Raw genomic sequence first — 12,361 nt, 5'->3', positions numbered from 1 at the left:
GGTTCTCCGTTCGTTGCGATTGCGGTGGGAGAGTCAGGCCTTGCCGGCGTAGGCGGCTTCGAGCTCGGCGATGATGATCTTGCGCATCCCATACATCGCCTGCCGGACGCGGTTGGCCTTTTCGCGATCCGGATCGGTACTGAGCCGCGGCAGGATTTCCGGGATGACCTGCCAGTAGACGCCGTATCTGTCGGTGAGCCAGCCACAGGGTTGTGCCCTGCCGCCGCCGGCGGTGAGCGCCTCATAGTAGTAGTCGGTCTCGGCCTGGTCCTTGGTCTCGATGTAGAGCGAGAGCCGCTCGTTGAAGGGCGGCTGCGGCCCGGCATTGAGCGCAGTAAGGTGCAGTCCTTCGAGCTCGAAATCGAAGGTGGCATGCGGGACCGTCTTGTTGGTTCCGGACACCCAGTCGGTGTATTCGATGGTCTGGAGCGCTTTGCTGTTCTTGAAGACCGAGAGATAGAAGTCGCGGGCTTGCTCCGCATCGGTGTTGAACCAGAGGAATGGGTGGATGGTGGCCATGTCCGTTCTCCGTTAATTCCTTGCGACAGCGATCTTTGGCGAAGAGCCTGTCCGCTGTTGCTTTCGTTCAGGCTAGCGGTGGTCCGACGGCCGATAGACCGAGCCGTCCCAGTCGCGGGCAAATCCGAGGTCTTCGAGCCGGCGGGTCGAGAAGCGTGCAATCTGCCGCCCGGTCCGGCGCCGGCTGCTCGAGGCGAGGATGCGGCCGGCCATGCCGGTCAGGACGTCGACGATGGGTTCAACTCGTTTGGCGTTCATGGTGCTCTCCCAGAGTGGCGGCAGTTTTGGTTTCAGCAGTTGCCCCGCGACTTTCGTCAGCGAGAGTATCAGTCACATCAAACTCGCCTTTTGCAGCGGCGGTGAATGACTGATTACGCGAGCAAACATGCCGGCTTCTGGCCTGGACGACAAACGACTTATCGGCGACAATGTGTGAGCATCACTCACACGTACAGGTATCGATCCATGCCCCGGAAGCTGCCTCCCCTCACCACCTTGCCAAGTTTCGAGGCCGCGGCGCGCCTGTTGAGTTTCTCCAAGGCGGCAGAGGAACTTCATGTCACCCACGGTGCGATCAGCCGGGCGATCAAGAATCTTGAGGATCAGCTCGGTGTGCAGCTGTTCGAGCGCGGTACGCGTTCGGTGAGCCTGACAGCCGTCGGCGAACCCTATGTGCGGGCGGTGCGCGAGGCGCTCGCCCAGTTGGCCACCGCCACCGCTGCAGCAACAGCCCGCTATTCGAGCTCGACATTGAACGTCAGCACCTCCGATGGCTTTGCGGGGAGATGGCTGGTGCCGCGCCTCTATCGCTTTCACCGTGCGCATAGCGACGTGGATGTGCGGGTTTCGACAAGCGGGAAGCTGACCAACTTCCTCGGCGACGGCATCGATGTCGCCGTCCGTTATGGCAACGGAAACTATCCGGGGCTCACGTCGGAGTTCCTCACCGGCGAGGAGGTGTTTCCAGTGTGCAGCCCAAAGCTTCTTGAGGGTGCACATCCGCTCCGCACGCCTCAGGACCTCAAACACCACACGCTGATCCGTGACAGCTTTCCGATCGACTGGGCGACCTGGCTGGCAAGCGCCGGGGTCGAGGGCGTTGACCCGCAGAGCGGGATTACCTTTGACTCTGCCACCTTTGCCATGGAGTCGGCCGCACAAGGCGAGGGGGTGGTGCTCGGCCGGACCATGCTCGTTGCGGCCGACCTTGCCGCCGGGCGACTCGTCCGCCCCTTCGGCCACGCCCTGAAATCCCCCTCCAGCTTCTATTTCGTCTACCCGCCAGAGGCGATCCGTCAGCGCAAAGTCAAGGCTTTTCGGGATTGGCTGCTCTCAGAAGTCGCGCCGCAAATGGACTGACGGAAAGGCCGAGAGAACAGGATCGTCTACATCGCGCAGTCACCATCGGCTCGCCCGAAACGCGGTGACGATCCAGGCACGCGAGTCGAAAAGCACACCGTCCGCGGTCAAATGCGCGTCGAGCAGATCGCGCAACCGCCGCAGCGGCGCGTCGACATCCACATCTGCGCGGGCGAGCGGATCCTTGACCAGTTGCAGGCCAAGCAAAGCGTCATAGGCCACATCGACGTCCTGGCCGTAGAAGACCGGCTCATGCACTTCGGCAAAGTCGACCGAAACAAAACCGGATGCACGCAAGATCTCCGCGGTGATGGCGGGGTCGCCAAGCGAAAACGGGGTGGCGGCGCCCCCCGATATGGCGGTCCCCGGCGCAATTGCCCGCTGAATGGCAGTTGCCCACTCGTTACGGTCCTGGCATCGCCATACCATCCACACAAGACGTGCCCCTGGTCGCATCGCCCGGGCGATATTGGCGAACGCCGCCGCCGGATCGGCAAAGAACATCACTCCAAATCGACTAATGCACAGATCGAAGCCGGCAGGCGGAAATACCAGCAATTGCGCATCGCCGCGCTCAAAGGCGAGGTTTCGCAATCCCTCTTTCGCGCTACACTTCCGGGCGATCTCGAGCATCTCGGCCGATACGTCCACGCCGAGCACGCTGCCTTCCACCGCGACACGGGCAGCATCACGAGAGGATTGTCCCGAACCGCATCCGATATCGAGCACGCGATCGCGCGTTCCCACCTTGACCGCAGCCCTGAAGACCTCGTTGTGCCGTCGCAGTTCGGCGTCGTAAAACGCAGCGCAGTTCAGCACCATCGCACGCCTGCCTGGAGATGATGGGCCGGCAGCATTTCCGGCCGCTCTGCCCTGATCTTTTCGCGTCGGGCCACCCCCGAACTGTCAGCCGCGCCGCGCCGCCTCGATCGCTGCAACGTCGATTTTCTTCATCTCCATCATCGCCTCGAATGCGCGCTTTGCTTCATCGCCGCCGGCGGCCATCGCTTCGGTCAGCACGCGCGGCGTGATTTGCCAGGAGATGCCCCATTTGTCCTTGCACCAGCCGCAGGCACTTTCCTGGCCGCCATTGCCGACGATGGCGTTCCAATAGCGGTCGGTCTCCTGCTGATCGTCGGTGGCGATCTGGAAGGAGAAGGCTTCGTTGTGTTTAAACGCGGGCCCGCCATTGAGGCCGAGACAGGGGATGCCGGCGACCGTGAACTCGACCGTCAGCACGTCGCCTGCCTTGCCGGACGGGTAGTCGCTGGGAGCGCGGTGGACGGATTTCACCGAACTGTCGGGAAAAATCTCGGAATAGAAGCGGGCCGCAGCCTCGGCGTCCTTGTCGTACCAAAGGCAGATCGTGTTCTTGGCGATTGTCATTGCTGGTCCCTTTGCTTTCGAAATCAATCGGGGCTTTTGAAATCAACCCGGGTTTTTCACAGCTGGCCTCGGCGTTGCACCGGACATGGAAATGCGCTCGTGCCATCGACGTTCCGGCAGCAGCAGCTGCCCGGAATCAAGGTACCACGGCTGGTGCTTTCAGGACCAGATGCGGGCAGTGACTCGAATCGGCGATGGTCCGCCTGCTCCGACCGGCGGCCTCACTCTTTGCGTAGGGCAGCGCCGCTTTGCTCAAGGTCGCGCTGGCTTTCCGTTGGCGCGCCGTTGCCTCAGAAGGCGCATGAGCAAGTTCCGTCTGTCCTTGCGCGGGACGAGTTCGATATCGCTGACAAGTTTTGCGCCGCCCTTGTGCCGCTCCAATGTGATCTTGCGGCTGTGGAAGGCCTCCAGCTCGGCGCGGTGCGCTACGCTTATGATGGTGACCTTCGGCAATTCGCGAATAATCATCTCCATCATCTTGTCCTGGCTCTTCTCGTCGAGTGCCGACGTTGCCTCGTCCAGCACGATGATATCGGGGCGGTGCAGCAGAAGACGCGCGAAGGCGAGGCGCTGCTTTTCGCCACCCGACAAGGTCTGGTCCCATGGCGCGTCCTCCTCGATCCGGTCGTTGAGGTAGTCGAGTCCCACCTTGTCGAGGGCAGCCTTGATCTTATCCAGCGTCCAGTTGTCGGCGGCGCCTGGATAGGCGACAGCGCGGCGAAGCGTCCCGGTCGGGATGTAGGGCCGTTGCGGCAACATGAACAACCGTCTGTCGGCGCGGATGTTGACGCTGCCGCTACCCCATGGCCACAGACCCGCGACGGCCCGCACCAACGTACTCTTGCCCGAGCCGGATTCGCCGGCGACGAGCACCCGCTCGCCTGGTTCGATCACGACCTCGGTTTCCTTGACCACGGCGGTGCCGTCGTCGAGCGACACGGAGAGATTGTTCAGGCTGAGCATCGCATCGCCGCCGGTCTCGCCGCGCTTTATGCGTCCCAGCGTGTTGCTCTGTTCCGCGCGCTCGAGCCCGTCGAGCGACATCATCAGCGAGGCGATGCGCCGTGCACAGGCGTTCCAATCGGCGAGACGGGGATAGTTGTCGACCAGCCATCCGAACGCGCCCTGCACGATGGCAAAGGCCGAGGCAGCCTGCATGACCTGTCCAAGTGTCATGCTGCCTTCGAGGAACTTTGGAGCGCAAAGCAAGACCGGCACGACAGGCGCAAACAGGCTCGACCCCTGAGACACCAGCGCCGTGCGCATGTGCTGGCCTGCAAGGAGCGCCCATTGCCTGAGCACATGGGCAAATGTCTTGTCCATGCCGCTGCGCTCCTCCTCCTCGCCGCCGAGCAATGCGATGCTCTCGCCGTTTTCCCGCACGCGCGTCAGCGTGTAGCGGAACTCGGCTTCCGCCTGATTTTTTCCCTCGGAGAGGTGGACGAAATGGCGGCCAATGACCGCCATCGAAGTGGACGTGATCGCGGAATAGAGCACTGCGGTGATGACCAGGAAGCCGGGAATGGTGACCGTCGAACCTGCAATCGTCAGGGTCAGGGCGCCGCCGATCGTCCACAGCACCACGATGAAGGTCGAGGCCGACAGAAATGCGACGATGACACCGGCGATGAAATCGACGGGCGATTCGGTGGCAATCCGCAAATCCTCGGCGATGCGGGCTTCGGGGTTGCTATGATCGCCGCCGACGAGGTTCAGCTGATAGTAGCGGCCGCTTGCGAGCCAGCGCGCGATGACCGCGGTGGTGAGCCAGGACCGCCAGCGGCGCTGTATCCTCATGCGAAAGAAGACTTGTGCCACCACAAGGCTGGCGCTTCCGATCACGAGTGGCAGGAATACGGCGCTCAGCCAATATACGGTGTGGGCATTGCGTTGCTCAATGGCGTCGAAAATTGCGCGATTCCAGACATTGATCCCATACTGGAAGCCGACATTGGCGACGATCAGGACCAACAGCCCGATCGTCAACGGCCAGGCGACCCTGTCGCCACTGCCGCTCCAGTAACCGCGCGCGCTGATCCAGAAGCGCTTAAGCAGGTATCTCTTGCGCGCCCGCTCGGCCTCTTCAGGTGTCAGCTCAGGATCGGGTTCGGTGACATCCGGCGGCGGCGCGGGCTCGCCGACGACCTCGGACGCGACTTCGACAGTCGACTGTTTCTCGCGGCGCGACTTCTCGGCATCGCGCGATTGGGCGCCGTCAACCGATTTCAGCTTAAATTTAGCCTCGGGCATCCGGCGATAACGGCTTAAAAATCAGAAGGTTTCATAGCGTCCGCTCGAGATCCCAGATGCCAACAACGCCAAGGCTTCTCAGCTGTTCCGGTGCTCGCAGCAGCCTATGGTCGTTCTCGATGACAGGCTTTGATCGTTGCGGGGCAGACCGCCGAGCGTCGGCTGCGGGTCAGTCTGCAACAAAGCATCACCTGCTGCGGTCTCGAGAATTCGCTTCAGGCTCTCAAGATTTGTCCGCATGCTGCATTCGAAGAGGCTGGACGCAAGCGGCGCGAGAAGTGCCATCGGCCCGAGTCAACAGGATCGAGGAGGAGAGATCATCTCGATTGCGATTGCGAGCATCTGCTGCCCAGCCGGACCGCGCCAGCCCCGAGTTCCGGAACAAGGGTGCGATTTTGCCGTTGAGCCAGAAACTGGAAGCGACCCGCATGTCCGAATTGCCGAATGAAGAGATCGAAGGGCGGCTGAACGCCCAGCGCGAGACTCTGGCGCTGGTCGTTGCGCTGCTTGCCAGCAAGGATACGGCACCCGAGCGAATATGGGCCGAACTGGAGGCCCGTTTTCAGTTTCAGAACAGTCAGGAGGACCCTGGCGTCCTGCCAAGCCGCGCATTCGCCATCGAAGCTGCGAAGATGCGGGAGTTCAAGCTGATCGCCGAAGAGGCGCAGGCGCGCAATGCGGAATGGAACTGCAGGGACAAGCCACAGGGCGCCAGCTGAAACCCCGGAGAGTGGATGCAGGACCGGCTATTTTACAATGACTGAGCAAGCGTCAGCTTTGCTGCAAAAGTGTACGTGCCAACTCTTGCCATTCCTCGTCAAGCGTTAAGGTCGACGGCGCCGCGTTGCTGCGGCGATACCAATATTCCGCATTCGACTGGTCGCCTTCCTTGCGGTGGAGATAGGCATGCACGTGCATGCCCGCCGTATCGTCGCGCTGCTGCGCGCACTCGTGCGCCTTAGCCCAATCGCCCTTTGCATCCCACCACAGCGCCTGCAGGGCAGGGCTCAAGCCGGCTGGCGGCTGTGGTTTCGCAATCGATTCCCTGAAGGCTTGCAGATCCATTTTCCACCTTAGCGACGGTGCAGGCGCCGATAATAACCGCGCCGCCAGCCGACCGAAAGCGTGCTTTGGGCGGGATGACCGGAATGGGCGGACGTCCGATAACCGAACGGCCAGACGGTTGATTCGATGACGTGCATGAAATAGTGCGCGCCACGACACCATGACGCCTGAGACAGCGAGGATGAGCCGATGACAGCCTCCGACAAGCCGCGCCAATTCTACCACGGCACCCGGGCCGATCTTAAGCCGGGAGACCTGATCGAAGCCGGTTACAGCTCCAATTACGGGGCGCGAAAGCAGGCAGCCTGGGTCTATCTAACCGGCACTCTGGATGCGGCTATCTGGGGTGCAGAACTGGCCGCCGGTGACGGACGCGAAAGGATCTACATCGTGGAACCAACCGGCCCGGTCATGGACGACCCCAATCTTACGGACAAGAAATTTCCCGGCAATCCGACGCAGTCCTATCGCTGCCGCGAGCCGCTCAGGATCACGGGCGAGGTCACCGAGTGGCAGGGCCACTCCCCCGAGCGGCTGAAAGAGATGAAGGACCATCTCGAACGGCTGAAGGCACAAGGTATCGAGGCAATCGATTGATCGCTGAGTTCTGCGATTGCCAAGCTTGGCTCTGACCTACGGTCGGCGGCAGTCCCCGCGAAATACGGCTCCACGTCCGCAATGGGTCCGCGAGTTGTCGTTGCTTGCAGGGCTGGAGAGCGGATGCTCCTTTTCATCTCGTCGCGAACGTGATGATCTCTGGGCTCGAAGGGCCAAGTGGGCTGCCGTCAAAGCCGCCGAATTGCTGTTCGATCCGTAGCCCCGCGTTCCCCAGCAGGCTCGATAAGGCGTCCGTCTCGAGGAATCGCAAGGTGCTGCGACTAACTTGCGGAAGGCTCGGATGCTTTCCGCCGAACCTGTGGGTGAATGTCACCGTCTGTCCATCGAACCGCATGATCACCTCTGTTGTGATCTGCACCAGCGACCCGTCAGGCAGCTCAACGACGACCGCATTTTCGGGTGTCCAGTGCTCCCACGCCCGCACCGAAGGGTTCCGCGTTTCGAACGCGAAGCATCCGCCTGGCACAAGGGCGTGTCGGACAGCCGCCATGAAATCCCTCAGGTCTTCGTCGCTGACAAGGGCCTGGAATGCGTGCCCCGTCATCACAATGAGATCAAACTCGGCTGTCCAGCCGGCCGATTGGAGATCGCCGAGAACCCATTCGATATCCGCGCGCGTTCGTGCGCGATTCAACACGCCGGGTGCTGGGTCGATGCCGCAGAGCCGCCCTGAATGTCCGGCCAGGCGTGCCTCGTGAAGGAGGGTGCCCGTTCCACATCCGACATCAAGCACCGCGTCTGCTGTTAGAATGCGGGGCAGGTAGAAATCATAGTCGTCGCGCGCAGATCTCGGGTGCCAGGCGTCGTAGACGGCAGCGAGATATGGGTCGGCGAAAAGGTGGTCGACCATAGGCGGTATTCCCAATCAACTTTGACTGTGCGAGCGGCGTCGCCGCGAGCATATAGCCCATAAGTCGCGTCGATCGTTACCGCACGACCTCGCGGTGGCGGCCGGGCAGGCGGGTGGCGATGAGCTTGTCGATGCGGCGGCCGTCGAGGTCGACGACCTCGAAGCGCCAGCCTTGCGCGTCGACACATTCGCCGGTCGCCGGCAGATGGTGCAAATGCGACAGCACATAGCCGGCGACGGTTTCGTAGTCGCGGCTCTCAGGCAGGTCGATGCCGAGGACCTCTGCCATCTCGTCGGCCTGCATGTAGCCGGCGAGCAGCCATGAGCCGTCCTCGCGCTTGACGGCGTTTTCCTCGTCGCCGGCGTCGAGATCCGAACGGAAGACGCCGGTGATCGCTTCCAGTATGTCGGCCGGGGTGACGATGCCTTCGAAATGGCCGTATTCGTCATGCACCAGCGCCATCGGGACGTCGGATTCCTTCAGCGTCGCAAGCACGTCCAGCGCGTCGGCCTGGTCATGCACGATTGGCGCGGCGCGCACGTGCCGGCGCGGGTCGAGAGCGCGGCCGCCGAGCATTGCGGCCAGCACGTCGCGGGTCTGGACGACGCCGATCATGGCGTCGACGCCGCCGTCGCCGGCCGGCAGGCGCGAATGCTGGGTGTCCATCAGCAGCTTCCTGATGGCCGCCTCGTCGGATTGCAGATTGATCCAGTCGACCTCGGTGCGCGGCGTCATCACCGCGCGCACGGCACGGTCGCCGAGCCGCATGACGCCGGCGATCATCCGCCGTTCGTCGGATTCGATGGTGCCGTGGTGCTCGGCTTCGGCGACCAGCATCTTGATCTCCTCGTCGGTGACCTTATCCTCGCTCTGGCCGCGCTGGCCAAGCAGCCACAGGAGGGCGCGGCCGGAAAAATCGAGCAGGAAGACCAGCGGCGCCGAGACGCTGGCGAGGATGGTCATTGCCGGGGCGACCCTGACGGCTACCCGTTCGGGGTCGCGCAATGCGATCTGCTTGGGCACCAGTTCGCCGATGATCAGCGAGCCATAGGTGATGAGGGCGACGACGATGCCGACGCCGAGCGGATCGGCGAGGCTTTCGCGGATGCCGGCCGACGCCAGGGAGGTGGCCAGCCGCTCGCCGAGCGTGGCGCCGGAAAAGGCACCGGACAAGACGCCGACCAAAGTGATGCCGATCTGCACCGAGGACAGGAATTTTCCCGGATTGGCGCCGAGCGCCAGGGCCCGGCCGGCGCCCTTGACGTTGCGGTCGATCATCGTCTTGAGGCGCGCCGGCCGCGACGAGACGATGGCGAGCTCGGACATCGACAGAAGGCCGTTCACGCAGATGAGGACGACCACGATGGCAATTTCAGCATAAAGCATGCCGGGTCCATAGCATTGCCGCGCGGTTTTCGAAAATAGGACGGTCGCGCTTTTTAAATTTAGCGAGCCCGGCAATCAGGCGGCACCCATGCCGCATCCCAGGGCGGCGCGGCAAAATGCTCGATCAGGGCGTCGATGACGACGCGCACCTTTGGCGCGAGATTGCGTGTTACCGGCCAGATGGCATGCACCACGGTGTTTTCGACAAGACAGTCCGACAGAACCATTTCGAGCTCGCCGCGCCTGATGCAGTCGGCCGTCAGCCATGTCGGCAGATAGACGATGCCGCAGCCGGCCAGTACCGCATCGAGCATCGGTTCGCCATGGCCGAGCACCAGCCGCGCCTTGGGCGCGAATTTTTCGAGACGGCCGTCGACATGCCTGACGGTCCAGGGATGGACCGTGCCGTCGCGGCCGTAGCCGATGAGGCTGTGCCTGGCCAGGTCCTCGATCGATAGCGGCCTGCCATGGGCGTCGAGATAGGCGGGGGCGGCGCAGATGGCCGAACTTTGGGCATAGATGCGGCGCGCGGCGATCGACAAGCTGTCGTCGAGGTCGCCCATACGCACCGCCAGGTCGATGCCTTCCTCGATCAGGTCGACGCGCCGGTCGTTGAACGAGATTTCCATCGTCAGGTCCGGGAATTTTTTGGAAATGTCGAACAGCAGCGGGGCGACGCACCGCCGGCCGAAGGCCAAAGGCAGGTCGACGCGCAGCCGCCCGGAAGGCACCTGCTTGCGGGAAGCCAACAGCGACCGGGCGGCTTCGATCTCGGCCAGTGCCCTGACGCAGGCTTCGTAATAGCTCAGGCCCTCGCTGGTCGGGCTGAGGCTGCGGGTGGTGCGGTTGAGCAGGCGGACGCCCAATCGCTGTTCCAGCTGCGCGATCGACTTGCCGACCGCCGATTTGGTGACATGCAGCCGTGCGCCAGCGCCGGTGAAGCTGCCGGCCTCCACCGCGTGAACGAATGCGACGATGCCTTGCAAATTGGCCGATTCCAATGAAGCGCTCCTATTGTAGAGTTTTGCTCCTTAATCTGTTGAAGAACATGCCACATGGAAGCACTTTTCTCCATAGTGAAACGGCGTAAATGTCTCGCGCAATCATCAACCACGGAGCGCGAACCAAATGAGCACCGAAAACAGATCCTGGCAGATGAACGGTTTCGGCCTGTCCAGGTTGAAGCCGGCTGATGGAAAGCTGCCCCAACCCGGGCCGCATGATCTCCTGGTACGCGTCACAGCGGTATCGCTGAATTACAAGGACAGGATGATCGTCGATGGCGTGCTGATACCGGACCTCAGCTTTCCGTTCGTGCCGACATCGGACGCGGTAGGCGAAGTAGTCGTCACCGGCAGCGAAGTCAGCCGCTTCGGCATCGGGCAGCGCGTGCTCGGCCAGGTGATCGCCGACTGGCCGGACGGCGACGCCCCGCCGGTGCTGCACAAGCATACGCTTGGTTCGTCACTGCCCGGCATGCTGTCCGAGCATGTGCTTTTTCATGAGGATGCCGCCGTGGCGGCGCCGCCGTCGCTCAGCGACGTCGAGGCATCGACGCTGCCGATTGCGGCGCTGACGGCGTGGTTCGCGCTGGTCGAGGCGGCCAAGTCGATCCCGGGCGAAACCGTTCTCATCCAAGGCACCGGCGGCGTGTCGCTGTTTGCGCTGCAATTTGCCGCCGCCTTCGGCCTGCGCACCATCATCACCTCGAGCAGCGACGAGAAGCTCGAGCGGGCGAAGGCGCTCGGCGCCTGGAAGAGGATCAATTATCGCAGCCAGCCGGCATGGGACGAGGCGGCGCGCGAACTGACAAACGGGGCCGGCGTCAGCCATGTGCTGGAAATGGTCGGCGGCGACAATGCGCGGCGCTCGCTCAATGCGCTGGGTGCCGACGGCAGGCTGTCGGTTATCGGCCTTCTCGGCAGCATGGAACTCAGCTTCCCGATCATTCCGTTCCTGCGCAACCGGATCGTCGTACAAGGCATATCGATCGGCCACCGTCGCGCTTTCGAGCGAATGAACCAGGCGATCGAGACGCTTGCCATCAAGCCGGTAATCGACAAGGTGTTTGGCTTCGACGAGGTGCCGCAGGCATTTGAGCGTCTGGAGACGGGACCGTTCGGCAAGATCGTGATCACCATGCCCTGACCCCGTCGGGACGAAATGGCTGTCAGACGGGAAGGCTGATCGCGCGCCTACGGCAGTTGCAGCAGGACGCCGATGATGGTCTTGCCGTCGGTGAAATAGGGATCGCCTTCGCCGTTGCGCCCGGCCTTTGTGGCGCCGACGCCTGGTATCTCGCTGGTCGAGATCAGCATGCCGGCGGCGGAGAGGTCGCGCATCAGCCCATCGCGCTCGGCGTCGATGTCGGGGCCGATGTGATGAGTGATCGCGCCGGTGTCATGGCTGAGGCCGACGCCGCGGTCGAAGCTTGCCGAGCCGAGCCAGAGCGGCCGGCCGTCGTCTCCGGTCGCATCGGTCTGCCAGAAGCGGACATGGTGGCGCCGGTCGGCGCTGTCACCGACCGGCTTTTCGAAGGCGAGGTCCTGGGCGCGGCCTTCGAACAGCAGCCGGCTGACCGGCGCGTCGGGATAGGGGCGGTCAAACAGCACGCTTTCGCCGATTTCGATGGCCGTCTTCAGCGTGATGGCGTCTGCCGTATCCCAGCCGGCGACGGCAAAAGCATGGACAAGCTCCTTCTTGGTGCCGACAAGGCCGACATTGATCGGATCGCCCGGAATGCCTTGCGGCGTGTGCGTCACCATCTCGAATTGCTGATTGCGAAAATTGCGGTCCCGCAACGTCCAGAACTCAGGCGCGGCGAAATAGGCGAGCGAAAGATAGGCGGCACAGCATGCCACCAGCCAGGTCGTTGCACGTCGTCGCAGGCTTCGTTGGCTCAAGAGGCACCACCCAAGCGTCTGCGC

The 12,361-nt window shown here is 62.8% G+C and carries 14 protein-coding genes; 4 read left to right on the top strand and 10 right to left on the bottom strand.

All coding sequences use genetic code 11. From position 1 onward, the window contains the following. Window positions 1–33: 33 nt before the first annotated feature. Window positions 34–519, bottom strand: coding sequence for a VOC family protein (locus NKI29_RS25450; RefSeq protein WP_352797549.1), 486 nt, complete (start codon window positions 517–519; stop codon window positions 34–36). Between the two features lie 72 nt (window positions 520–591). Next, the gene (locus NKI29_RS25445) at window positions 592–777 is read right to left on the bottom strand and encodes a DUF1127 domain-containing protein (RefSeq protein WP_352567970.1); all 186 of its coding nucleotides are present in this window, start codon (window positions 775–777) and stop codon (window positions 592–594) included. A 207-nt stretch (window positions 778–984) separates the two neighbouring features. On the opposite strand from NKI29_RS25445, the gene gcvA reads away from it, so the two are divergent. Continuing rightward, complete coding sequence (gcvA, locus tag NKI29_RS25440; RefSeq protein WP_352568303.1) at window positions 985–1,878, top strand: transcriptional regulator GcvA; 894 nt, start codon at window positions 985–987, stop codon at window positions 1,876–1,878. 39 nt (window positions 1,879–1,917) lie between these two features. Here gcvA and NKI29_RS25435 read toward each other — a convergent pair whose 3' ends face one another. From NKI29_RS25435 to NKI29_RS25425, 3 genes are all read right to left on the bottom strand, one after another. Continuing rightward, window positions 1,918–2,700, bottom strand: coding sequence for a class I SAM-dependent methyltransferase (locus NKI29_RS25435; protein WP_352690675.1), 783 nt, complete (start codon window positions 2,698–2,700; stop codon window positions 1,918–1,920). 84 nt (window positions 2,701–2,784) lie between these two features. Then, complete coding sequence (locus NKI29_RS25430; protein ID WP_352450557.1) at window positions 2,785–3,258, bottom strand: VOC family protein; 474 nt, start codon at window positions 3,256–3,258, stop codon at window positions 2,785–2,787. 258 nt (window positions 3,259–3,516) lie between these two features. Further along, entirely contained in the window at window positions 3,517–5,514 is a 1,998-nt protein-coding gene (locus NKI29_RS25425; protein WP_352456961.1) for an ABC transporter ATP-binding protein/permease, read from the bottom strand. Window positions 5,515–5,942: 428 nt separating this feature from the next. Here NKI29_RS25425 and NKI29_RS25420 point away from each other — a divergent pair, with 428 nt between their 5' ends. Beyond that, window positions 5,943–6,233 (top strand): hypothetical protein, encoded by a 291-nt coding sequence (locus tag NKI29_RS25420; protein WP_352797546.1) that lies wholly within the window; start codon window positions 5,943–5,945, stop codon window positions 6,231–6,233. Between the two features lie 52 nt (window positions 6,234–6,285). Here NKI29_RS25420 and NKI29_RS25415 read toward each other — a convergent pair whose 3' ends face one another. Beyond that, window positions 6,286–6,579, bottom strand: coding sequence for a hypothetical protein (locus tag NKI29_RS25415; protein ID WP_352541050.1), 294 nt, complete (start codon window positions 6,577–6,579; stop codon window positions 6,286–6,288). A gap of 189 nt (window positions 6,580–6,768) precedes the next feature. Between NKI29_RS25415 and arr the strand changes: the two genes are divergently transcribed. Then, window positions 6,769–7,176 carry an NAD(+)--rifampin ADP-ribosyltransferase gene (arr, locus tag NKI29_RS25410; protein ID WP_352456964.1) on the top strand — a complete coding sequence of 136 codons (408 nt, stop codon included), beginning with the start codon at window positions 6,769–6,771 and terminating at the stop codon, window positions 7,174–7,176. Between the two features lie 133 nt (window positions 7,177–7,309). Here arr and NKI29_RS25405 read toward each other — a convergent pair whose 3' ends face one another. The 3 genes from NKI29_RS25405 to NKI29_RS25395 all read right to left on the bottom strand — a co-directional run bounded on the left by NKI29_RS25405 (window position 7,310) and on the right by NKI29_RS25395 (window position 10,435). Beyond that, entirely contained in the window at window positions 7,310–8,047 is a 738-nt protein-coding gene (locus NKI29_RS25405) for a class I SAM-dependent DNA methyltransferase (protein ID WP_352456965.1), read from the bottom strand. A gap of 76 nt (window positions 8,048–8,123) precedes the next feature. After that, the gene (locus tag NKI29_RS25400; RefSeq protein WP_352623125.1) at window positions 8,124–9,434 is read right to left on the bottom strand and encodes a hemolysin family protein; all 1,311 of its coding nucleotides are present in this window, start codon (window positions 9,432–9,434) and stop codon (window positions 8,124–8,126) included. 59 nt (window positions 9,435–9,493) lie between these two features. Continuing rightward, window positions 9,494–10,435 carry a LysR family transcriptional regulator gene (locus NKI29_RS25395; protein WP_352645003.1) on the bottom strand — a complete coding sequence of 314 codons (942 nt, stop codon included), beginning with the start codon at window positions 10,433–10,435 and terminating at the stop codon, window positions 9,494–9,496. A 127-nt stretch (window positions 10,436–10,562) separates the two neighbouring features. Here NKI29_RS25395 and NKI29_RS25390 point away from each other — a divergent pair, with 127 nt between their 5' ends. Beyond that, window positions 10,563–11,582, top strand: a complete 1,020-nt coding sequence (locus NKI29_RS25390) for a zinc-dependent alcohol dehydrogenase family protein (protein WP_352645001.1) — start codon at window positions 10,563–10,565, stop codon at window positions 11,580–11,582. Window positions 11,583–11,629: 47 nt separating this feature from the next. On the opposite strand, the gene NKI29_RS25385 is transcribed toward NKI29_RS25390, so the two are convergent. Then, window positions 11,630–12,337: an LssY C-terminal domain-containing protein gene (locus NKI29_RS25385; protein WP_352567966.1), complete on the bottom strand. Its 708-nt coding sequence runs from the start codon at window positions 12,335–12,337 to the stop codon at window positions 11,630–11,632. Window positions 12,338–12,361: the final 24 nt, after the last annotated feature.

Origin of the sequence: Mesorhizobium sp. M0678, from assembly GCF_040320505.1 — a bacterium.
GTDB lineage: Bacteria > Pseudomonadota > Alphaproteobacteria > Rhizobiales > Rhizobiaceae > Mesorhizobium.
The sequence above is the reverse complement of the archived record's forward strand: the minus strand, read 5'-3'. Positions and strand labels throughout refer to the sequence as shown.